This window comes from Campylobacter showae (assembly GCF_004803815.1).
Classification (GTDB): Bacteria; Campylobacterota; Campylobacteria; order Campylobacterales; family Campylobacteraceae; genus Campylobacter_A; species Campylobacter_A showae.
Map to the genome: position 1 here is coordinate 232,639 of NZ_CP012544.1, position 22,095 is coordinate 254,733.

The 22,095-nt window shown below is 48.5% G+C and carries 23 protein-coding genes; 11 read left to right on the top strand and 12 right to left on the bottom strand.

What is annotated here, in order from left to right; all coding sequences use genetic code 11:
• Window positions 1–7: 7 nt before the first annotated feature.
• The 6 genes from lpxA to CSHOW_RS01200 all read left to right on the top strand — a co-directional run bounded on the left by lpxA (window position 8) and on the right by CSHOW_RS01200 (window position 8,000).
• A complete protein-coding gene (gene lpxA, locus CSHOW_RS01175; RefSeq protein ID WP_002947207.1) occupies window positions 8–796 on the top strand; it encodes an acyl-ACP--UDP-N-acetylglucosamine O-acyltransferase in 789 nt (262 codons plus the stop codon).
• On the top strand, window positions 796–2,034 hold the full coding sequence (clpX, locus tag CSHOW_RS01180) for an ATP-dependent Clp protease ATP-binding subunit ClpX (RefSeq protein ID WP_002947208.1): 1,239 nt from the start codon (window positions 796–798) through the stop codon (window positions 2,032–2,034). The genes lpxA and clpX overlap by 1 nt, the downstream gene beginning before the upstream one ends.
• A gap of 8 nt (window positions 2,035–2,042) precedes the next feature.
• A complete protein-coding gene (locus CSHOW_RS01185) occupies window positions 2,043–3,080 on the top strand; it encodes a rod shape-determining protein (protein WP_002947212.1) in 1,038 nt (345 codons plus the stop codon).
• Entirely contained in the window at window positions 3,070–3,825 is a 756-nt protein-coding gene (mreC, locus tag CSHOW_RS01190; RefSeq protein ID WP_002947220.1) for a rod shape-determining protein MreC, read from the top strand. The genes CSHOW_RS01185 and mreC overlap by 11 nt, the downstream gene beginning before the upstream one ends.
• Window positions 3,825–7,172 (top strand): carbamoyl-phosphate synthase large subunit, encoded by a 3,348-nt coding sequence (gene carB / locus CSHOW_RS01195; protein ID WP_002947221.1) that lies wholly within the window; start codon window positions 3,825–3,827, stop codon window positions 7,170–7,172. Before mreC ends, carB begins: the two co-directional genes overlap by 1 nt.
• Window positions 7,173–7,364: 192 nt before the next feature.
• A complete protein-coding gene (locus tag CSHOW_RS01200; RefSeq protein ID WP_002947227.1) occupies window positions 7,365–8,000 on the top strand; it encodes a GyrI-like domain-containing protein in 636 nt (211 codons plus the stop codon).
• 206 nt (window positions 8,001–8,206) lie between these two features.
• Here the strand turns inward: CSHOW_RS01200 and CSHOW_RS01205 are convergent, their stop codons facing one another.
• A complete protein-coding gene (locus CSHOW_RS01205) occupies window positions 8,207–8,968 on the bottom strand; it encodes a hypothetical protein (protein WP_100066922.1) in 762 nt (253 codons plus the stop codon).
• 247 nt (window positions 8,969–9,215) lie between these two features.
• Here CSHOW_RS01205 and CSHOW_RS01210 point away from each other — a divergent pair, with 247 nt between their 5' ends.
• Window positions 9,216–10,115 carry a DMT family transporter gene (locus CSHOW_RS01210; RefSeq protein WP_002947229.1) on the top strand — a complete coding sequence of 300 codons (900 nt, stop codon included), beginning with the start codon at window positions 9,216–9,218 and terminating at the stop codon, window positions 10,113–10,115.
• 13 nt (window positions 10,116–10,128) lie between these two features.
• Window positions 10,129–10,551 carry a Sua5/YciO/YrdC/YwlC family protein gene (locus tag CSHOW_RS01215; RefSeq protein WP_039895118.1) on the top strand — a complete coding sequence of 141 codons (423 nt, stop codon included), beginning with the start codon at window positions 10,129–10,131 and terminating at the stop codon, window positions 10,549–10,551.
• A 344-nt stretch (window positions 10,552–10,895) separates the two neighbouring features.
• Here the strand turns inward: CSHOW_RS01215 and CSHOW_RS01220 are convergent, their stop codons facing one another.
• The gene (locus tag CSHOW_RS01220) at window positions 10,896–11,708 is read right to left on the bottom strand and encodes a hypothetical protein (RefSeq protein WP_171992800.1); all 813 of its coding nucleotides are present in this window, start codon (window positions 11,706–11,708) and stop codon (window positions 10,896–10,898) included.
• A gap of 467 nt (window positions 11,709–12,175) precedes the next feature.
• Between CSHOW_RS01220 and CSHOW_RS01225 the strand changes: the two genes are divergently transcribed.
• The 3 genes from CSHOW_RS01225 (at window position 12,176) to CSHOW_RS01235 (ending at window position 15,135) form a co-directional block, all read left to right on the top strand.
• On the top strand, window positions 12,176–13,546 hold the full coding sequence (locus CSHOW_RS01225; RefSeq protein ID WP_002947234.1) for a GntP family permease: 1,371 nt from the start codon (window positions 12,176–12,178) through the stop codon (window positions 13,544–13,546).
• Window positions 13,547–13,828: 282 nt separating this feature from the next.
• Window positions 13,829–14,971 carry a glycerate kinase family protein gene (locus tag CSHOW_RS01230; protein WP_039895135.1) on the top strand — a complete coding sequence of 381 codons (1,143 nt, stop codon included), beginning with the start codon at window positions 13,829–13,831 and terminating at the stop codon, window positions 14,969–14,971.
• A 26-nt stretch (window positions 14,972–14,997) separates the two neighbouring features.
• On the top strand, window positions 14,998–15,135 hold the full coding sequence (locus tag CSHOW_RS01235) for a hypothetical protein (RefSeq protein ID WP_002947236.1): 138 nt from the start codon (window positions 14,998–15,000) through the stop codon (window positions 15,133–15,135).
• 132 nt (window positions 15,136–15,267) lie between these two features.
• Here CSHOW_RS01235 and CSHOW_RS01240 read toward each other — a convergent pair whose 3' ends face one another.
• The 10 genes from CSHOW_RS01240 to surE all read right to left on the bottom strand — a co-directional run bounded on the left by CSHOW_RS01240 (window position 15,268) and on the right by surE (window position 22,060).
• Entirely contained in the window at window positions 15,268–15,837 is a 570-nt protein-coding gene (locus CSHOW_RS01240; protein WP_002947249.1) for a YceI family protein, read from the bottom strand.
• A 135-nt stretch (window positions 15,838–15,972) separates the two neighbouring features.
• A complete protein-coding gene (gene menA, locus CSHOW_RS01245; RefSeq protein WP_039895136.1) occupies window positions 15,973–16,875 on the bottom strand; it encodes a 1,4-dihydroxy-2-naphthoate octaprenyltransferase in 903 nt (300 codons plus the stop codon).
• A 223-nt stretch (window positions 16,876–17,098) separates the two neighbouring features.
• The gene (locus CSHOW_RS01250) at window positions 17,099–17,665 is read right to left on the bottom strand and encodes an SMI1/KNR4 family protein (RefSeq protein ID WP_002947251.1); all 567 of its coding nucleotides are present in this window, start codon (window positions 17,663–17,665) and stop codon (window positions 17,099–17,101) included.
• Window positions 17,666–17,684: 19 nt separating this feature from the next.
• Window positions 17,685–17,870: a hypothetical protein gene (locus CSHOW_RS01255; RefSeq protein ID WP_002947252.1), complete on the bottom strand. Its 186-nt coding sequence runs from the start codon at window positions 17,868–17,870 to the stop codon at window positions 17,685–17,687.
• A 93-nt stretch (window positions 17,871–17,963) separates the two neighbouring features.
• The gene (locus tag CSHOW_RS01260) at window positions 17,964–18,233 is read right to left on the bottom strand and encodes a hypothetical protein (protein ID WP_002947253.1); all 270 of its coding nucleotides are present in this window, start codon (window positions 18,231–18,233) and stop codon (window positions 17,964–17,966) included.
• Window positions 18,234–18,365: 132 nt separating this feature from the next.
• Window positions 18,366–18,554, bottom strand: coding sequence for a hypothetical protein (locus CSHOW_RS01265; RefSeq protein WP_002947254.1), 189 nt, complete (start codon window positions 18,552–18,554; stop codon window positions 18,366–18,368).
• 223 nt (window positions 18,555–18,777) lie between these two features.
• Window positions 18,778–19,872 (bottom strand): phospholipase A, encoded by a 1,095-nt coding sequence (locus tag CSHOW_RS01270; protein ID WP_002947256.1) that lies wholly within the window; start codon window positions 19,870–19,872, stop codon window positions 18,778–18,780.
• On the bottom strand, window positions 19,869–20,534 hold the full coding sequence (gene mobA, locus CSHOW_RS01275) for a molybdenum cofactor guanylyltransferase (RefSeq protein ID WP_002947257.1): 666 nt from the start codon (window positions 20,532–20,534) through the stop codon (window positions 19,869–19,871). Before mobA ends, CSHOW_RS01270 begins: the two co-directional genes overlap by 4 nt.
• Window positions 20,535–20,615: 81 nt before the next feature.
• The gene (locus tag CSHOW_RS01280; protein WP_002947259.1) at window positions 20,616–21,281 is read right to left on the bottom strand and encodes a tRNA threonylcarbamoyladenosine dehydratase; all 666 of its coding nucleotides are present in this window, start codon (window positions 21,279–21,281) and stop codon (window positions 20,616–20,618) included.
• Window positions 21,278–22,060, bottom strand: coding sequence for a 5'/3'-nucleotidase SurE (gene surE, locus CSHOW_RS01285; RefSeq protein ID WP_002947261.1), 783 nt, complete (start codon window positions 22,058–22,060; stop codon window positions 21,278–21,280). Before surE ends, CSHOW_RS01280 begins: the two co-directional genes overlap by 4 nt.
• Window positions 22,061–22,095: the final 35 nt, after the last annotated feature.

The following is a 22,095-nucleotide window of genomic DNA, read 5'->3' on the forward strand; positions in this document are numbered from 1 at the left end:
AGCCAAAATGAGAAATATCCATCCGCAAGCCGTCGTCGAGGACGGCGCGAAGATCGGCGAAGACGTAACGATCGAGGCCTATGCCTACGTCAGCAAAGACGCCGTGCTAGGCGACGGCGTACTCGTAAAGCAAGGCGCCAGGATCGTGGGCGACACGCATATCGGCGAGAGCGGTAAAATTTACAGCTATGCTATCGTGGGCGATATTCCGCAGGACGTGAGCTACCGTGCTGAGGAAAATACGGGCGTTCGCATCGGTAAAAACGCGACGATCCGCGAGTTTTGCACGATAAACTCGGGCACTCACAAAGGCGACGGGATCACGCGTATCGGCGATAATGCGTTTATCATGGCCTACTGTCACGTCGCGCACGACTGCATCATAGGAAATAACATCATCCTAGCAAACAACGCGACTCTAGCGGGCCACGTGGAGCTTGGAGACTACAGCGTCGTGGGCGGAATGACGCCTATACATCAGTTTGTGAGAGTCGGCGAGAGCTGCATGATAGCGGGTGCTAGCGCGCTATCTCAGGACGTCGTACCGTTTTGCCTGGCTGAGGGCAACCGAGCCTATATCAGAAGCTTAAATTTAGTCGGTATCAGGCGCAGGTTCGATAAAGACACGGTCGAAGAGATAAACAGGGCGTATAAATTTTTATTTAGAAAAAGCGGGGATCTAAAAGCCGCAGCTGGCGAGCTTTTAGCGGGCACACAGATAGAACAGGTGCGAAAAATGTGCGAATTTATCCTAAGCACTAAGCGCGGTATCCCATTGGCAAAAGGAAGAGAATAATGGCGAGAAAATGTAATTTTTGCGGCGAGACGGAGTCAAACGATAGACGTCTTTTTGCGGATTTGGACAATAAGGCTTTCATCTGCGAATACTGCGTGAATGCCGCTTATAATATGATTTGCGGCGATACGAGCCTGCAAGAATCAAGTCCTGAAAACAAAACCGACAAAGACTATACGAATTTAACTCCAAAAGAGCTAAAGGCCGTGCTAGATAACTACGTCATCGGTCAAGATAAGGCCAAAAAAGTCTTTAGCGTCGGCGTTTATAATCACTACAAAAGAATTTTTAGAAAAGGCGAGATCGAGGACGATACGGAGATATCAAAATCAAATATCTTACTTGTCGGCCCTACCGGCAGCGGCAAGACGCTGATGGCGCAGACTCTGGCTAAATTTTTAGACGTACCTATCGCTATCTGCGATGCTACGAGCCTAACGGAGGCCGGCTACGTCGGCGAAGACGTGGAAAATATCCTGACTCGTCTTTTGCAGGCCGCAGACGGCGACGTAAAGCGCGCCGAGCAGGGCATAGTTTTCGTCGATGAGATAGATAAGATCGCCAGGATGAGCGAAAATCGCTCGATCACGCGCGACGTGAGCGGCGAGGGCGTGCAGCAGGCGCTTTTAAAAATCATTGAGGGTAGCCTCGTAAATATCCCTCCAAAAGGCGGCAGAAAGCACCCTAATCAGGAATTTATCCAGATAGACACATCAAACATCCTTTTCGTTTGCGGCGGCGCGTTTGACGGACTAGCCGATATCATCGAGCGCAGGATCGGTAAAAACGTGCTGGGCTTTGGTCAAGATAAACGCTCAAAAGACGATAAGGAAAATTTGCTAGACGCGCTTGAGAGCGATGATTTGGTGCATTTTGGACTAATCCCGGAGCTAATCGGCAGACTTCACGTGGTCGCTACGCTGAATAAAATCACGCAGGACGATATGGTGAGAATTTTAACCGAGCCTAAAAACGCGATACTAAAGCAGTACCAAAAGCTTTTCGCGATAGATAGGGCAAATTTGAAATTTGATGACGAGGCTCTAAAAGAGGTCGCGAGGTTAGCTATCGAGCGAAAGACGGGGGCTAGGGGACTACGAAGCATAATGGAAGAGGTGATGACCGACATAATGTATGAGCTACCGGAGCTTGCGGGCTACGACGTGGTGATAACAAAAGAGGTCGTAAGCGGCAAAGAAAAGCCGATTTTCGTAAAAAATAATAAAATAAGCGCATAAGGATACAGATGATTCTAGACCAACTAATAGGATTTTTTTCAAGCGATATGGGAATCGATCTAGGCACGGCAAATACGCTAGTTCTAGTAAAAGATAAAGGTATCATCATAAACGAACCGTCGGTTGTCGCGGTACAACGCGAAAAATACGGCAAGCAAAAAATCTTAGCCGTCGGCCACGAAGCAAAAGAGATGGTGGGTAAAACTCCCGGCGACATCGAGGCGATCCGTCCGATGAGAGACGGCGTTATTGCGGATTTTGATATGACAGAAAAGATGATCCGCTACTTCATCGAAAAAACTCACCGCAGAAAAAGCTTCCTGCGCCCTCGTATCATCATCTCCGTTCCTTACGGCCTAACTCAAGTCGAGCGTAAAGCCGTGCGTGAGAGTGCGCTAAGCGCCGGAGCTAGAGAGGTATTTTTGATCGAGGAGCCGATGGCTGCGGCTATCGGAGCAAATTTACCCGTGCGTGAACCGCAGGGTAATCTAGTCGTCGATATCGGCGGCGGTACGACCGAGATCGGCGTAGTGTCCCTAGGCGGTTTAGTCATCAGCAAGTCTATCCGCACCGCGGGCGATAAAATCGACATGAGCATCGTAAACTATATAAAGGAAAAGTACAACCTCCTAATCGGCGAGCGTGCGGGTGAGGATATCAAAATCTCCGTCGGTTCGGCGATACAGCTGCCTGAGGAGCTTAGTATCGTCGTAAAAGGCCGCGACCAAATCAGCGGTCTGCTAAGCCGTGTGGAGCTAACTAGCGAAGACGTGCGCGAGGCTATGCGCGAACCGCTAAAGGAGATCGCAGACGCCCTAAAAACAGTGCTTGAGATGATGCCGCCTGATCTTGCCGGAGATATCGTGGAAAACGGTATCGTGCTAACCGGAGGCGGAGCGCTGATCCGCGGCCTTGATAAATATCTAAGCGATATCGTTAAACTTCCCGTTTTCGTCGCGGACGATCCGTTGCTAGCCGTGGCCAGAGGCACCGGCAAGGCTCTTGAGGAGATTAAATTTTTACAACAACTCGTAAATGAAGAGTAAAATTTTATTCGTCGCTCTTATCGGCGCGCTGGTATTTTTTTCGCTTGATAGAGGCGCGCTCATCTCGGGATACGTCGTAAATTTAAACAACCGCATAGTTGCCGCCTACGATGATGCGGTCAAATTTGTAAAAGACGGCGTAAATGAGCACTTTAGGCAGCGCGAGGAGATAAAGCAGCTTCGCGCTCAAAACGCCGAACTGGAAAAATCGGCGGCTTTGCTTTCAAGCTTCGCAAAGGAGCTAAACGAAATTTTGGTCGATAAAAACTCGACCGTCTACGAGCCTAGAGTCCAGCTCGTACGCGCCCTTAGCTACGTAAATATCAGCGACTACGACAAGGTCTGGCTGGATAAATTTAGCGGCTACGACGAGTCTAAAATTTACGGGCTGATTTACCAAGGCAAGAGTGCTGGGATCGTCGTGAGCAAGGACGGCAACCCTATGGCCTTGCTACAAAACGATCCAAAAAGCATATTCGCCGTTTCAATCGGCGAGGAAAAGATCCCGGGCATAGCGCACGGGAGCAAAGACGGAATAACGGTGAAATTTATCCCCCAGTGGCTCAGTCCAAAAGAGGGCGACGAGGTCGTCACGAGCGGGCTTGACGGGATATTTTTCAGCGGGATTTCAGTGGGCAAGGTCACTGGCGTGATCCAAGAGAGCCTATATAAAAGCGCGGCCGTAAAGCCCTACGTAAGCATAACCATCCCCTCGTATCTATACGTCGTAACAAAGGAAAAATAATGCCAAAAAGAACCGACATCAACACCGTTTTACTCATCGGCAGCGGCCCTATCGTCATAGGCCAAGCGTGCGAATTTGACTACAGCGGCACGCAAGCCGCAAAGACGCTAAAGCAACTTGGCTACCGCGTCGTACTCATAAACTCAAACCCGGCTACCATCATGACCGATCCCGATTTCGCCGATGCCACATACGTCGAGCCGATAACCAAAGAGAGTATCAAGCGCATCATAGACAAAGAAAAAGTCGACGCCATACTGCCTACGATGGGCGGTCAGGTCGCGCTAAACGTCGCTATGCAACTATACGAAGCGGACATGCTTGGCGGCGTCAAATTTCTAGGCGCGAACCCGCAAGCGATCAAAAAGGGCGAGGATAGGCAGGAGTTTAAAAAGGCGATGCAAAAGATCGGCATGGATCTGCCGCAAAGCCAGTACGCCTACGACATGGACGAGGCACTAGCCGCAGCCGCAAATATCGGCTTTCCGCTCATTATCCGCGCTAGCTATACGCTTGGCGGCGCAGGCAGCGGCGTGGCGTATAATATTGATGAATTTAAAGAACTAGCCCAAACCGGCCTAGACGCCAGCCCGATACATGAAATTTTGGTCGAGGAGAGCTTGCTAGGCTGGAAAGAGTACGAGATGGAGGTCATCCGCGACCGCAACGACAACTGTATCATCGTCTGCTCGATCGAAAACTTCGATCCGATGGGCGTGCATACGGGCGACTCTATCACGGTTGCGCCGGCTCTGACGCTTACCGATAAAGAGTATCAGGCGATGCGCGACGCGAGTTTTAAAATTTTACGCGAGATCGGCGTGGATACGGGCGGCAGCAACGTGCAGTTTGCCATAAATCCAAAAACAGGCCGCATGATCGTGATCGAGATGAACCCGCGCGTTAGCCGCAGCTCGGCGCTAGCAAGCAAGGCCACGGGCTACCCGATCGCCAAGGTCGCGACGCTGCTAGCCGTGGGCTTTAGCCTGGATGAGATCAAAAACGACATCACGGGCACGCCTGCTAGCTTTGAACCCGTCATCGACTACATCGTGACCAAGATCCCGCGCTTTACGTTTGAGAAATTTCCGGGCGCAAACCCGTATCTAGGCACCGCGATGAAGAGTGTGGGTGAGGTGATGGCGATCGGCAGGACGTTTAAGGAAAGCATCCAAAAGGCGCTTTGCTCGATGGAAAAGGACTATTACGGATTTAACTTCGTAAATTTGGAGAAAAACGCGCTTATTTACGGCCTTAGAAACGCGAACGAAAGCCGCATTTTATACGTCGCGCAGGCATTTCGCGACGGGCTTAGCGTGGCCGAAGTGCACGAGATGAGCAAGATCGACCCGTGGTTTTTGGATCAAATTTGGCAGATAGTTAAATTTGAAGATCGCATCGATATGGACATCCTAAACGACGAGCCGCTACTAAGAGAGGCTAAAACGATGGGCTTTTCGGACAAGATGATCGCGCACCTGATAAATTTAAAAGACAACCTTGATCTGGGTCAAAACGATATATATTTCGCGCGCGAGAAAATGGGCATAAACCTCGAGTATAACGAGGTAGATACTTGCGCGGGCGAGTTCAAGGCGCTCACGCCGTATCTCTACTCGACGACGAATATCACGAAACTACCGCAACTATCAAATTTTACGGAGCCAAATTTAAACGCAAATTCGGCGCAAAAAGAGAAAAAAGTGATGATCATCGGCGGCGGTCCAAACCGCATAGGCCAGGGCATAGAGTTTGACTACTGCTGCGTGCACGCCAGCTACGCGCTACGCGACATGGGCGTAAAAACCATAATGTACAACTGCAACCCCGAAACCGTTAGCACCGACTACGACACGAGCGATATTTTGTACTTTGAGCCGATCGATTTCGAGCACGTTAGAGCCGTGATTGAGCACGAAAACCCGGACGGCGTGATCGTACATTTTGGCGGCCAGACGCCGCTAAAATTCGCCAAACGCCTAAGCATAGCGGGCGCGAAAATCATCGGCACCAGCGCGCGCACGATCGACGTCGCCGAGGATAGAAAGAAATTTAGCGAATTTATCTCTAAAATAGGCGTCAAACAGCCGCGAAACGACACTGCGACAAGCGAAAAAGAGGCGCTAGAAAAGGCTGCGGCTATCGGCTATCCGGTGCTAGTGCGCCCTAGCTACGTACTGGGCGGCCGCGCGATGAGACGAGTGCATAGCGATGAGGAGCTACGCTTATATATGAGCGAAGCGGTCAAGGTCAGCAATCACTCGCCCGTACTAATCGATAAATTTTTACAAGATGCCGTAGAGCTCGATGTAGACGCGATCAGCGACGGTAAGGACGTCTATATCGGTGCTATTATGCAGCACATCGAGGAGGCGGGCATCCACAGCGGCGACAGCGCGTGCATATTGCCTCCGCTAAATTTAACCGCGCAGATGATCGAAAAGGTAGAAAACCAAACCTGCGACATAGCGCTAAATTTAGGCGTCGTTGGGCTAATGAATATCCAGTTTGCCATCTATGAAAACAAGCAAAGCGACGGCGAAGCCGATGTTTCTGAGGGAAGCGAAGCGACCGGGCAGAACGAACTTTTTATGATCGAGGTAAACCCGCGCGCCAGCCGAACGGTGCCGTTTGTTAGCAAGGCGACGGGCGTGCCGATGGCAAAGGTCGCCACGCGCGTGATGTGGCAAGGAAATTTGCGCGAGGCGCTTAAATTTTACGATAACTACGGCGCGGTTTACGAGGAGCGCGGCATACTCAAGCCTCGAGTGAAAAATCACGTCTGCGTCAAAGAAGCGGTCTTTCCGTTTAACAAGCTGCCGGGCGCCGATTTGATCTTGGGGCCTGAGATGAAAAGTACGGGCGAGGTCATGGGTATATCTGGGGGCTTTGCCAAGAGCTTTGCCAAAAGCCAGATCGCCGCGAGCAACTCGCTGCCTACAAGCGGGCTAGTCTTTTTGACCCTTGCCGACGCAGACAAAAAATACGCCGCAAATTTGGCGCGCGAGCTCATAAATCTCGGATTTAAAATCATCGCCACGGGCGGAACGTATAAAATTTTAAATGACGCGGGCGTAGAGAGCGAGTTCGTCTATAAGATCAGCGAAGGCCGCCCAAACGTCGAGGATAGGCTCAAAAACGGCGACATCGTGCTTGTAATCAACACCAGCGACAGCAAGTCAAACAGCGAGGACGGCAAGAAAATCAGGCAAAATATCATGCGATTTAAGATCCCGTATTTCACGACGATGTCGGCGGCACTAGCTGCGGCTAAATCGCTAAAAAGCGTGCAAGACGGCAGCGCGCTGGAAGTAAAAAGCTTGCAGGAGTATCTGGGCGGCGAGTAAGCGTGTGCCGGCAAATTTAAACGTCAAATTTGCCTTTGCGCCCAGTTTTTGCGTTAAATAAAAGCTTAAATTTAGCTCTCTAATTTCACGGCCGGAATTTGTTTAGATGAGATTAAATTTTACTTCTAGCGTTTTGAGCGATGCGAAATAGTAAAATTTCAGCTAAATTTTACCCAGCAAAAAGGAGCGAAAATGTTTGATTTTAAAAAAGAGTTTAAAGAGCTTTATGCGCCAAAGCAGACGCCGCAAATTTTAATCGTCCCGCCTGCAAATTTCGTCTGCGTCCGCGGCGAGGGCGATCCAAACGAGCCGAGCAGTGCGTATCAGCGCGCGATAGAGGCGCTTTACGCCGTGAGCTACGCGCTAAAAATGAGCTATAAAACGGATTATAAAATAGATGGCTTTTTTGAGTACGTCGTGCCGCCGCTAGAGGGATTTTGGCGGCAAAGCGGCTCGGCTTGCGGCGAGGCAGACTACGCTAGAAAGAGCGATTTTAGCTGGATTAGCGCGATTAGACTGCCAGATTTTATCGCGCGAGAAAATTTCGACTGGGCGGTAGAGCAAGCTGCAAAAAAGAAAAAGATCGACTGCGGCGCGACGGAGTTTTTGACGATAGATGAGGGGCTTTGCGCGCAAATTTTACATATGGGTAGCTTTGACGATGAGCCAGAGAGCGTTGCCAAAATAGACGAGTTTATCGCCGCAAACGGCTATGCAAAGGACTTTGGCGAGCAAAGGACGCATCATGAAATCTACCTAAGCGACCCTAGAAAAATCGACCCGCAAAAATGCAAAACGATAATTAGACTGCCGATTAGAAAAATTTAGTAGCGACGCGGTTTATAAGTAAAGCTATAGTACTTGCTCGAGACTCGCCTTTTTATTGTGCCGATTTGCAAAATAGAGTAGATTAAGAAAAATTATGTCGATTGCAGCGCGTAGAGATTAAATTTAAGCGAGATTATAGAGCTTGGCGGTGCGCTACACTGTATAACGGCAGAGAAATTTGGGCGGTAAAGTTACCACCTTATTTACTATTTTGTTTTGGGGATAATTTCTTTATTAAAGTCGAATTCCCAAATTTTTGGGTCTGGCACGTCTTTTATTTCTTCTTTGCTATACCCAATAGCCTTTAGTCTTTCATTCCAAGTCCTCCTAATGCCTTCAGCAATAGGCTTAAATTCCCTTGGCGAAAACTCATCAGTTTTTGCATTATTGCACCAGTAGCAAGCCATACAACAATTCTCTTTGCTATACTCTAAATTTGGCAGCTTCCTATCTATTTCTAGCGTATATCCACGCGTATCGCTTCTTTTATTATTTAGCTTACCATTTTTGCCAAGCTCTTCGATCTGAGCTAGGCTTATACCGCAGTATGAGCAAGTTGTTTTTTCAAGCATCTTATTAAAGTCTGTTTCAGAAAATTTTCCTTTAAAATCATCTTCATATTCTTTTTCCAGTGCATCTAAAATTTCTGTAAATTCTTTAGACTTTTGAACGAAATATTGTCTTTGCTCTATCAGCATGATGTTTAGCTCTTTGCCCTTATGTTTTATTTTACTTTCATTGCTATTTAGATTCAGCTGGTAGTATTTACTGCTGTATAAATTTGCCACTTCATTAATGACTTCAAAGCCTTTAAAATCTTTTTTTATAGTTTCAATATTACTCATAATGTAGTAATCATTGCATCCATTTTTATCTGAGTTGTCCCAAGAAAAAGCCTTGTCAAACAAAAATAGCTGAACTTTTGTTTTAAAGCTATCTTCCATTTTAGTTTTATATTTCTTTGTCATCTTTTCTCCTTCATCAAAATTTTTGTCATTATACAGCGTTTTTACGACTTTGACCGCTACGAGGCAGTATAGGCGTTTGTATGCCTGTAGCTCCACTCTACTCGAACTAAAATTTAAAATCTCATTCTTGGCCGGTCCAAAAATTTAAATAGCCATTTACGCTCGCCTCAAATCCTCCCCAAACCCCAAATTTAACCCTAGCTTAAGCATAAGCTTATATACTTTGGCTTTAAATTTAAGGCGGCAAATGAGATCTCAGAGCGAATTTTTCGGCGTATTTATCACGCTTCTTGGCGGCATATTATGGGGCTTTAGCGGCGTTTGCGGGCAGTATCTGTTCACGCAAAAAGGCGTCAGCGCCGACTGGCTCGTGCCCTACCGCCTAGGCCTCGCCGGGCTTGCGATGGTAGCGTATTACATCGCTCGCTCGCCGCGCCTAGCCTTTGCGCCGCTAAAAGATCGCGCGCTATTGCCACAGCTGCTCATCTACGCGTTTTTTGGGCTTATGATGACGCAGTATTCGTACTTTTGCGGTGTCGAGCTCTCAAACGCCGCCGTCGCGACCGTGATCCAGTACTCCGCGCCCGCGCTCATCCTTGCCGTCGTTTGCTTTTTAGAACGACGCGTGCCTAAAAAGGTCGAGCTCATCGCGCTCATTTTCGCGGTGCTGGGCGTCATGCTGCTCGCCACCCACGGCGATCTAGGCTCTCTGGTTATCAGTGCGGAGGCGCTGGTTTGGTGCCTCATTAGCGCGCTTGGCGTCGTGATCTACAGCCTCGTCCCGACGAAGCTAAATCAAAAATACCCCGTCGCGCTAAATTTAGGCTGGGGCATGGTCATCGGCGGCGGCGTGCTCGCGCTTTACACGCGGGTTTGGCAGCTAGGCGGCGTGAGCGATGCGGACGGCTTTGCGGCACTTGTCGCGGTGGTGATTTTAGGCACGATATGCGCGTTTAGCTTTTACATGACGGGGCTAAAGATAATAGGCGCGAGCAGGGCGAGCATGATCGCGTGCATCGAGCCGGTGAGCGCGGCGGCGTTTGCCTATTTTTGGCTGGGGACGGAGTTTGTATTTCTTGATTTTGCGGGCTTTACGCTCATTATCTCGTGCATATTTTTGCTGGCTAAAGATAGGAAAAAGGCGTAAATTTGGAGGAGAGATGATCTATTTGGCGCAGACCGATACGACGGCGGGATTTTTGAGTAAAGATTTTCGCGAGATAAACGCGCTCAAACGCCGCCCTCTTAACAAACCATGTCTTATAACGACGGCGAAATTTAGCGAGCTAAAAAATCTCGCTCGCGTGCCCGCTAAATTTAAAAATTTAGTGCGCCGCGCGAGAAAAACGACGTTTTTATATCCGAACGCCAATGCCGTGCGCGTCGTGAAAGAGTGCGCTCACGAGGAGTTTTTGAGCAAATTTGACTGGCTTTACTCTAGCAGCGCCAATTTAAACGGACAAAACTTCGACGAAGAGTGGGCGAAAGCTGCGGCGGACGAGGTCGTGGATCAAAATTTCAGCCAAAACGCAAGCTCGAAAATATATAAAATTTCAAAAACGCGTCTAAAACGGCTGAGGTAACCCGTCCCAATTTTACTCCCGCATTTTTCAACTCTCCACCCCAATTTCACTCAAATTTAACCGCCCTTTGGCTAATATTTTGCAAATTTAACGAAGCAAAAAGGATCAAATTTGCACGCCTTGCTAAAAATATTTAAAACCGTTTTATACACCGCACTATTTTTAGGACTTTATCTTTTGGCGGATAAATACGGACTGTTTGCTAAATTTGTCAATTAATTTATCGACTCGGCTTTGCCAAATAAATTTCGAGTCGAGAGTTAGATGTTAAATTTAATCGTCTGCTTGTGGCGTTTCTTGAGTCTTTTGTGGCGAGCGTAATTTTTTGCTCTTCTACTCTCATTCTACTCTCCTTTAAAGTAATTTTTAAATCTCGCATCAAAATTTAGTAACACGTACCCTATATTTAAATCCATTTTTGGAAAAGTGTTCATAACTAAAGAAATTCTTTTATCATCACATATATACTTTCCGCTATAGCCGCCAGCACTATAATCGGTTAACCTCTTAAACATAAAGTATCTCTGTTGAAAAGCAATAGTTTCATTTGTTTTATTGTCTATGATTCTCATTGTGTCGGAGTGAAAGTATTTAGAAGCGAACCGATTTAAATTTACCTTGTCATATAGGACGGTATAGTTCATCTTAGGCATCTTGTCTTTCGTAGTTATGATTTTATTCGAGTCGATTATTTTTATGATTCTAGCTCTGATATCATCATAGTGCGACGTCTTATCCCCTAGCTCTTGCTTTACCTCTTTTACTATCTTGTCGTATTCGTCTTGATTTTTTTCGTAATGATATATGGCTACGTTTCCGTCGGGTAAATTTAAAGCCAAAGTTTTTAGATGAATGCCGTCAAGGTAGTTATTCATCATATATTCTATATCCTGCTCGTTAAAGCCGTTAAAAACATTATCCTCAAAATAAATACTCTGCGGATACTCTACCGTTTCTTTTATAAAGGCCTTTGGAGCGGTAGCGCAATAATATGCTCCAAGAATGTTTGTAATGATGATGTCGTAAGTGGGGATTAAAAATAGCGCGGCCGCTACTATGCCTCTGATCCAAATTTTCTTAGCGTATTTTACAGTGATAACCATAACTACAGTGCTAATTGCCAAATAAGGAATAACGTAAAAAAGTAAGATTATCATACCCATAGCGTATCCTTTTTAGTTGTCGGCAAAACAGGGACGATACGTTTTGTCTCGTGCCTAAAATTTACGGGTCAATAAAGCCCGCAATCGCTTTAAATTTGACCGCTTAGCGTCTTTTGCAAATCATTGATAAAATGATAGTGCCGTAAGGCTTAGGGCGGAGTTAAATTTGAGCTTCGGCAAGCGCTAGTAGTCAAATTCGACGCTTGTTTTATGAATTATAATATCGCAAATTTAACCTCGCAAGTTATTTTTTGTGATAAATTTGCTCCAAATTCGAACCTAAATTCAAAACAAAATTTAACCGCACCAAAGCTGCCCGCACATTTATCGCAAAAGTAATCGGCCATCAAATTCACTCATTTTATAAAATGAAACTAAAATTTCAAATCTAATTTAGATATTTTAAAAACAAATTTCGGTAATATTGCGCTATGCAAGAATTTTATCCGAAAGGAGCTGTTATGAGCGGTATTGCTCTCATCGTCTGCTTCGTCATCGCGGTCGTCGTTATGATCGTGCTGATTTCTAAGTTCGGGGTTCACCCCTTTATAGCGATCATGCTCGTTTCGCTAGCTCTAGCCGTCGTCGCGGGCATCGACTTGGTCAAGGTTCCCGCGATCATCGGAGAGGGATTTAGCGGGATATTTAAAAGCATAGGTATCGTCATCATCCTGGGCGCGCTCATCGGTATGGCGCTGGAAAAGACGGGCGCGGCGCTAAAGCTAGCCGACATGGTCGTGCGCTGCGTAGGCGACAAGCGCCCCGAGCTAGCCATGCTCATCATGGGCTGGATCGTTGGTATCCCGGTCTTTTGCGATAGCGGCTTTGTGGTACTAGACCCGATCCGCCGTGCGATAAAGGAAAAAATCGGCGCCAACCCCGTAGCTATGGCTGTCGCGCTCTCGTGCGGCCTATACACCTCGCACGTGTTTATACCGCCGACTCCGGGCCCGATAGCAGCCGCAGGACTCGTGGGTGTAGGTCACAACCTGCTGCTAGTCATCGCCGTGGGTGCTGTCGTTTCGATACCGGTTCTAATTGCTGGCTACATTTTCGCTAAATCTATAGGCGCAAAAGTGAGCCTAAAAGAGGATCTCGCAGACGTCGGCAAGAGCTACGACGAGATCATCAAAGAGCACGGTAAGCTGCCTTGCGCGTTTTTGAGCTTAGCGCCGATTTTTATGCCGATTTTGCTGATGGCGCTGGGTTCGGTCGTGTCGATACTAAAGCTAAAAGGCTCATTTGCGAATTTCGTTTTATTTTTGGGCAACCCGATCATCGCGCTTGGCGTGGGTGTGCTATTTGCCGTTATCTTGCTGGCTAAAACGGGCAAGCTTAATGAATTTAACCTCATGACCAACGAAACACTAAAGATCGTGGGGCCGATCCTTTTCATCACGGCTGCGGGCGGCGTGCTTGGCAATGTCATCGCTAAGGCTGGATTTGTCGAGTTTATGAAGGCAAACGCCCATCTCATCGGCACTGTGGGCATATTTTTCCCATTTGTTATCTCAGCTATCATCAAGACCGCTCAGGGTAGCTCGACCGTCGCGCTTACGACGACGGCCTCTATCATGGGGCTTTTCACCGATAGCGGCTCGATGATGAGCGCGCTAGGACTCACGAGCGAGATGGGCGCGGTGCTAACGGTGATGGCGATCGCTGCGGGCGCTATGACGGTTTCGCACGCTAACGATAGCTATTTCTGGGTCGTTACTAACTTTAGCAAGATGTCGCCGGAGCAGGGCTACAAGACTCAGACGATGCTTACCTTTATAATGGGTATCGTCGGCATGGCGACGGTTTGGGTAGCGTCGCTGATTTTATTGTAAATAAATTTGAGTGCGGTTTTGGCGTGACGAGACTGCACTCTTTGCGGTGTGAACGGTAAATTTTCAAATTTGTCCGCCCAGACCCGCATCTTAAAAATGCTAAATTTGATTTGGTTAAATTTGGCGCTCGTAAAATAGAAAAGTAGATGCAAAGCGGCTTGAGGCGAGTTTGAGGGTTGCAACGTAAAAATGAGCGAAGATAAGACGCTTGGTCTATCGAGCGAAATTTTTACTAGCTCCGTCAAAATCGTCCAAGACGCGAGCTCTCAAAAAGGAAAACAGATGAAAATACTAATAGCAATCGACTCTTTCAAAGGCTCCCTCAGCTCCCTCGAGGCTGGCAACGCCGTAAAAGAGGGTCTCAAAGCCCTAGCCGGTGAGACCGATGAGGTGGTGGTTAAGCCCATCGCAGACGGCGGCGAGGGTAGCGTGGTGGCGCTAGCAGACGCGCTAAACGGCGAGTTTATCGACGTCATCGTGCAAAATCCTCTCGGCGAAAAGATCCCTGCCAGATACGCGCTAGCAGGCGAGCTGGGCATCCTAGAGATGGCGTCTTCCAGCGGGCTCATGCTGGTGGAAAAAGAGCGCCGAAACCCGATGAAAACGAGCACTTACGGCTTTGGGCAGATGATTTTGCATGCTATTAGCAAAGGTGCGCGTAAATTTATCGTCGGTATCGGCGGCAGCGCGACGAACGACGCGGGTACTGGCATGCTAAGCGCGCTAGGATACGAGTTTTTTGACGAAAACGGCGAGCTGCTCGAGGGCAAAGGCGAAAACCTCATAAAAATCACAAAAATCTCGAACAAAAACGTATTACCCGAGCTACAAGAGTGTGAATTTCTCGTAGCTTGCGATGTGGATAATCCTCTTTTTGGCAAAAACGGCGCAGCTTACGTCTACGGCCCGCAAAAGGGTGCAGACGAGCAGATGGTAAAGGATCTAGATGCTGGGCTTATCAGCTTTGCGAGCGCGACGAGCGAGCACTTTTCGAGCGAATTTTGGAACTTCAAGGGCGCAGGCGCGGCAGGCGGGCTGGGGTACGGGTTTGTGAGCTACCTAAACGCCAAACTAAAGCCCGGCATCGACATCATCATGGAGGAAATTCGCCTCGAAGAGGACGTGAAAAACGCTGATCTAATCATCACCGGCGAGGGGCGACTGGACTTTCAAAGCTCGATGGGCAAGACCCCGACCGGAGTGGCAAAAATCGCCAAAAAATACGGCAAACCCGTCATCGCGCTAGCCGGTAGCGTGTCGCCGTGTGCCGGCGGCTGTAACGAAAACGGCATCGACGCGTTTTTTAGCGTATTAAACGAGCCTGTGAGCCTAGAAGAGGCGATGGATAAGCAAACCGCGACGCGCAATCTAAAAATGACTGCCCAGCAGGCTTTGAGGCTATATTTGCTAGGGCGCAAGGGGTAAATTTACTCTTTGTTGCGGTGATTTGGTTGGCGAGTTTATCGGTTTGCCGGCTTGAGCTTTGTTTGCTCGGCATGATTAGCGAGCTTGAGCGGATGTTTTTTGCTATAAATTCGTCTTTTGGCGCGGCTGTTTTGCGGGTTTTTAAATTTGACATCGTGCTTTGACGCGTCAAATTTTAGCTCAAGTTTTTACCGTTCAGGTTTTTGTGCCGTACGGGTTATCAAATTTACGAAAACTTAAAATTTAAAAACAAGCCAAAGCCCGAAAAACAGGCTTTGGTTAAATTTGCTGCAGGTTTATTTTTCCTTAGCTTCGATCTCGATTTCTAGCTCTACTTTGTCCGATAGCGTAATCTCTGAGGTATCTAGCCCGATCTCAAAGAGCTTGCGTTTAGTTTCGCCCTCTAGGCTAAAGCCGATTTTTTCCTTGCCGTTTTTGTCCGCCGTAAAGCCGCCAAGCTCGAATTTTAGCACCACGGGCTTAGTGACGCCGTGCATAGTGAGCGTGCCCACGACCTTGCCTTCTGTGTCGCTTTCTTTCTCAAATTTGACCATTTTGTAGGTGATTTTGTCAAATTTAGCCGCGTTGAAAAAGTCTGCGCTTCGCAGGTGTTCGTCGCGTTTGTCGTTTTGCGTATTTACCGAGGCGGTCTCGATCGTGGCCTCGAGCGCTTTGAGCACTTTGGCGTTTTTGTCGTAGTCGATCACGGCGTCAAATTTGCCGAAATTTCCGCTTACTTTTGAGATGCTTAGGTGCTTGATCTTAAAGCCGACGTTGCTGTGTACCGGATCGATCTCGTATACCGCGGCGTTTGCGAAGCTCGCTGCTAGCGCTGCGACTAGCGAAAATTTGATTAGTTTTTTCATTTTTTCTCCTCGTGATTTTGGTTTGAAAGTGTATTTTAAAAAAGTAAATATATAACTTTTTCGCAACATTTTGAGAAAAATTTGAATTACTTATTCGCCTCCTGCTAATCGTGTGGAAAAATAATCAGGCTAAATTTAGCCTAAAATTTCCCCAACGAAAAACAGCACCGACATCGCAAACGTGCTGAGCGCGACGACCTTTAGCTGCCCGTCGAAGTCGCGGCACTCCTGCACTTTTAAGACGAAAAAGAGATGCCAAATAAGCGGTGCAAAGCTAGCTACGTAGAGTAGTTTTACGCCCGAGTCGCCCCGCAAAAGCGAGTAGTAAAGCATTAATCCCGCACCGCCAGCGATCAGCGCATAGTGGTAGAGCTTGGCCGCACGCAGCCCGATACGCACGGGGATCGTGCGCTTGCCCTTGATCGCGTCGTTTTGGATATCGCGCATATTATTTAAATTTAGCACCGCCGTGCTTAGCATCCCGCACGCGCACGCAGGCAGTAGCAGCGCCGCATCGAGCGAACGCGCGTATAAAAAGTACGAACCCAGCACGCTAAGTAACCCAAAAAATAAAAACACGAAAACGTCGCCAAGCCCCAGGTATCCGTATGCGCCGGCGCCCACGGTGTAGCGGATCGCAGCGTATATCGACGCGCCGCCTAGCGCCAAAAACAGCAGCACGAGATAAAACCGCTCGCCAAACGCCAAAACGCTTAGCGCGAGGCTCGAAAATGCCGAAAGCAGCGCCGTAACGACTATGACGCGCTTCATCTCGGCTGCGCTCATCTGCCCTGTTTGGATCGCGCGACGCGGCCCCAGTCTGCCCTCGTCGTCGGTGCCCTTCACTGCGTCGCCGTAGTCGTTAGCGTAGTCGCTGAGTACCTGAAACAGCAATGTCGTAAGCAGCGCCAGCGCAAAAATATCCGCTCTAAATGCGCCCGCGCCGTATGCTGCGCCGCTACCGAGCAGTACGCCCGAGACGCTAAGGGGTAGCGATCTAAGGCGAGCGGATGCGTAAAGAGCTTTTGCGGTTATCATTTTTTGCCTTTTGTTGATTTTTAGCGCCGAATTTACGGCAAATTTGAGCTCAAATTTAGCACCCGAATGCAAAAAATAATATAAATTTGACCCGGTTTACGGGTGAAATTTGTAAATTTGGGATTAAAATTTGACGGCAAATGTCGCCAAATTTAGAGTTTTGAAATCAGGCAAATTTACCGCCAAAGCTAGCGTAAAATCCTAGCGTTACAGTATAAATTTATCAAATTTCCGCTATTTCTCGCCAAAACTCAATTGCATTATCATCGCCGGCCTGGACGAATTTAGCTATTTCTTCCGTGCTCGGTACGGCCTTTTTGCTTAGTCGCGTGATATCGATGCTTCCAAGCGCTCTAAAAAATCTCTCAAAATCGCTCGCAACGCGCCTACCGCAAAGCTCTTCGTCTCCGAGCAGCCACGCATAAATCGCGCCGTCCGTGCAATCAATCAGAAATATCCACGGATCGCCGACGGCAAAAACTATCAAATTTGCAGGACGCGTATCGCCGTGCCACCATTTGCCGCTGTATTCGTCGGTGCTGTTTAGCCGCACTAGCTCGCTAGCGTAGTCGCCGCCAGCGCCAAATCGTACGTTGCAAACTTCAAATTCGCCCAAGTCAAATTTACAAACTAGGCGCAAAAACGTAGGCGGAAATTTGACGCCTAGAGCCTCTTGCGCATTTTCTAGCGCTCGCGTGGACGCGTCGACATCGCTTTGTGCTAGCAGCCTCATGCCCGTTATGCCCTCTTGTTCCAGAGGCAGGCATATCTCGTCTAGCTTTAAAAACATATTTTTCTCTGCTTTCAGTTTATTTGAGATTTTTTGTTTCGGTTTTTACGATTTCGCCGTTTTCGCCGTAAAATTTCGTAGTCGCTGCGCCCGCTTTTGCGTCGGTTACGACCTCTTTTACGAGCTTGCCTTTTTCGTTAAATTCTTTTTGTATTTTAACCGCTTCGTTTAGCGGCTTGCCTATCGTTTGGCGCTGGTCTATCACGCTTTTTAGTTTGCCGCTCGGATAGAAAAACTCAAAATACGCAGACTCGCCGCCTATCTGGTATGCGCGGCTATGCAGGCGCCCGCTGTCGCCTTATTTTTCAAAAGTCGTTTCCTTTTTGCCCGTTCGGACGCTGGTAAATTCCTTATACGAGGGTTTGCCGTCTCTGCGGTATTCGGCTATGTTGTTTTCGACGAAAAAGCCTAAATTTGCGTCGAAGCGTTTGGTTTTTCGGTACAGTTTTAGCGCCTCGCCCGCGTCAAAAAGCTCCAGCAGCTCCCTTTCTAGCCCGCTCCATAGGCACCTCTCGGCCGTGAACGCAGGCGCGTCTCGGTGCTCTTTTGAGTAGACTTCGAGCAGCACCCAGCGTCCGTTTTTGCGGACGGTGAGCGAGATTTTTAGTTTTGTGGATGGGTCGTCCGGGATCTTGCGCTTGTACTTCTCGTCCGCTTCGTTGATGACGTAGCGATTTAGCTGTGTGCCGCTCGCGTCTAGCTAAGTGAGGTAGAGTCTGTTGCGTATTTTGCTGCTCGCGTCCTTTTCGCCGTTACGCAGGTCGTACTTAAAAAATATCTCATAGGTTGCGATTTGTTCGTCGTTTTGCTGCCTGGGCGCGTAGTTGTAGCCTGCTTGTAGCGAAGTCGCGCAGGTCAAAACTATAAAAAACCTTAATAAATTTTTCATCTATCTCCTTAGGTTTTGCGCTTATGTTGCGGCGGCGACCTTACGTAAATTTAAATGATCGCGCCACGTTTGTAATTTTTAAAATTTACTCTCTCGCTTTTCTATGCGCATTGCCCGATCGTCAAATTTACTGCGCTTGTCTGTTTGGGCAAATTTGACTTATCGCTTTTAGCTGCTTGCCGCGATTTTTACCTTGCCTGCGCCGCCTGAGCGCGTTAGCCTTTTATTTTAAAATCGCAAAGCCGATACCGACTTTATCAGTGTGGCGATTGTAGTCGATGAGGCTCTCGCCATATCCCGTAAAGTACTTCACGTAGCCGTAAACGCCGCTCTTGCCAAACGGAAATAGCCATCCAAGCTCGCCCGCGCCGCGGTTTGTTTTATCAAAATGCAGGTTGTTGCGCACCATCGCCGTAAAGACGTGACCGCGGTAAGGCAGAGCGAAATTTATATCCATATTGCCGATGTATTTTTCGATGTCGGGATTGTCGTCGCTGCCTTTGCTTTCCGGTATGCGCGCCCACGCTCGCGGGATCACGACGAGGCTACCGGCGTAAAGTTTAGCCTCGAGATATACGCGGTTCCATGAGCGCGACTTCTCGCCGCCTTGGCCGTTACTCTCGTGCAAAAGTCCCGCGCGTAGGTAATCAAGACTCGGTAGCGCCTCAAATCTCATCGGGACGGTTATGAAAATCTCGGGGCGATAGTTGGTCTCGCGAAACGGCGTAGAGCTCTTAGCCGTCTGCCACCACGAGCTTTGCGAGTAGCCCGCCGAGATCGTTTCGTTCATGTCAAACACGTCGTAAAATAGCGGCTTTTGCAAGCTGATTTGAAAAGCGGTCTCAAATCTGCGCCTGCCTTCAACGTCGTTAAACGCGTACGTCGCGGGCAGGAGGTAGTTTAGATGGTGCATTTTTAAGCCCAAAATTTCATCCACGTCGTATGCCTCGCCGCTTTCAAATTTCGCTTTCGGGCGCTCTTTGGATGCGATTTTTTGCTCCTCCACGGGTGCGTCCGCTACGCTATCTGAGGGCGCGATCACGGAGCGCTCCATAGCGGCAGTTTCGCCGTCCTTGTCCGTAAATATCGCCTTTTTAGCCGCTAGTTTATAAAGCTGAAGGGCTCTTGTTTTGTCGCCTTCGTATTCGAGCTTTGCGGCAGCTTCGTAGAGGTGCTTGGCTTCGTCTTTTGCGGTCGGTTCTGTCAAATTTTCAGCCGCATTTTCGGACTGGCTGTCTAAATTTTGCTTCGCCGTTTCCGCCTGGGCGACTATGGCTAAATTTAACAAAATCGCCAGTAAAACGATAATTTTTTTCATATTTTTCCTTCTTTTAAAGCTTGTTCGTAATCAGCCTGGTAGTTGATGTTAAAAAACTCGTCCTTGTTTGCGAATTTTACGATCTTGCAGCGGCAGCGGCTACGCAAAAGCCCGATCTTGTGCTCGCCCGCGGCAAAAAGCTCGCCCGCGGCGCCCGCTAAATCCCCGCTGAAAAACCCGCAAAGCGAGTGCGTATGCGACTCGTCCGCGGCGATGACCATATCGTATTCTCCGCTAAATTTATATAGTTCGCGCACGCACTCTCCGCTAACAAACGGCATATCGGCCGGGACGATAAAGACGCTTTCGTTTGGGAAATTTCTAAGGATACTGTAAAGAGCTAGCATCGGAGAAAAGGCGTCAAGGCTCAAATTTGCCGTATCTTGCGAGCAAATTTGAGCGGAGTTTGCCTCTGTGCCATCTTTGTCGCTCGCCTCGGTCAAATTTGACCGCGAGAATTCTTTCGGACTGGCGTCTTTGATGAGCGGTAGGGGCGGGTCGAATTTGTCAAATTTAGAGCTAACGAATACGCGATCGAAAATCCGCCCGAATTTATGCGCTCCGTAGTGCGTGAGCGTCGCAAATCCGCCAAAAGGCAGCAGCGTTTTATCGCGGCCCATTCGCGAGCTTTTGCCGCCGGCAAGGATAACGCATGTTTTCATTTTTTTCCTTAAATTTAAGTGCGGTATAATAGCATAAATTTGTTTTAAGCGAGCGGTTAAACTCGCCCAGACTAATTAAAATTATTTATCGCTGATGATTTTTCTAACCGCTAAAGCCGCTAAATTTAGCCCAAAACACGCCGTTACGCCCATGAAGCTGCCCAGTTTCACGCATCTTGGCAACTCGGTCGAAAACACGACGTCAAATTTGCCTTTAAAGCCTGCTTTTTTAAGCTCGGTGCGTATTTTTTTAGCAAACGGATCGTTGCAGGTTTGCCAGACGGAGGCGACCTTGATCTGCGTCGGATCGATGCGCTTTGCGCCGCCCATCGAGCTGATAAGCTTTTCGTGCGTTTTTAGCACGAGCGCGATCTTGGCGGGTACGTCGTCTATGGCGTCGATCACGAGATCAAAGGGCGAGAAATCAAAATTTGCGATAAATTCGGGCGTCATTAGCTCTTGCAGCGCCGTTATGCACTCGTATCTTGCGGCAAATTCGCCGACCTTAACGGCGCCGACCGCCTCGCTGTAAATTTGACGGTTTTGATTGGTTATATCAAAAAGATCCTTGTCGATGATGGTGATTTTACCCACGCCAGCTCGAGCTAGCGCGTCTGCGCAGATACCGCCTACGCCGCCTACGCCGCAGATTAGGACGTTTGCGTTTTGAAGCTTTTTAAAATCATCGCCAAACAGCCAGCGAGATCTCGTAAATCGGTCGTTTTGATCCAAATTCACCTCGTTCAAATTTGATCCTTTAGCGCGGTTTTTAGGCCCTGCAAGCTCGCATGCGCGGTCATATCGAGCATGATCGGAGTGAGCGAGGCGAAACTCTCGCTAAGCACGCTTATGTCGGACTCGCCGTTTTGCTCGTAGTCTAAATTTGACGGCTGTCCAAGCCAGTAATACTCGACGCCGCGCGGGTTGCGGTGGAGCATGGCGTGCGTGGCGTAGCTGCGTCTGCCGGCGGGCACGATGCGGTAACCTTTAAATTCGCGGGCGGAGACGGCAGGGATATTTACGTTTAAAAACTGACGCGGCGGCAGTGCTATTTCGCCGTTTAATACGCGCGGAACGATAAATTTGACGGCTTGTTGTGCGAGAGAAAAGCCTAGTTTTTCGATGCTGTCGTTTTTGTAAAACTGCGAAAACGCGATGCTAGGCACGCCCTGCAAAACGCCCTCCATAGCCGCTCCGCACGTACCCGAGTAGGTGATGTCCTCGCCCACATTGGCGCCGTGGTTTATGCCGCTGATTACGAGGTCGGGTAGTTTTTTGTAAAGCGCATGAAGCGCGAGATAGACGCAGTCTGCGGGCGTGGCGTCGTCGAGTTTGTAAAAATCGTCGTCAAGCTTGATAAAGCGAAGAGGTCTAGTGAGCGTAAGAGAGTGCGCGCAGGCTGATTTTTCGGTACTCGGCGCTACGATCGTAACGCGCGTATCGGGTAGCTCCCTCAGTGCGCTAGCTAAAGCGTGCAGGCCGCTAGCCTCGAATCCGTCGTCATTTGTAATTAAAATTTCTTTCAAATTTATTCCTTTTTATCACGATTAACGCAAATTTG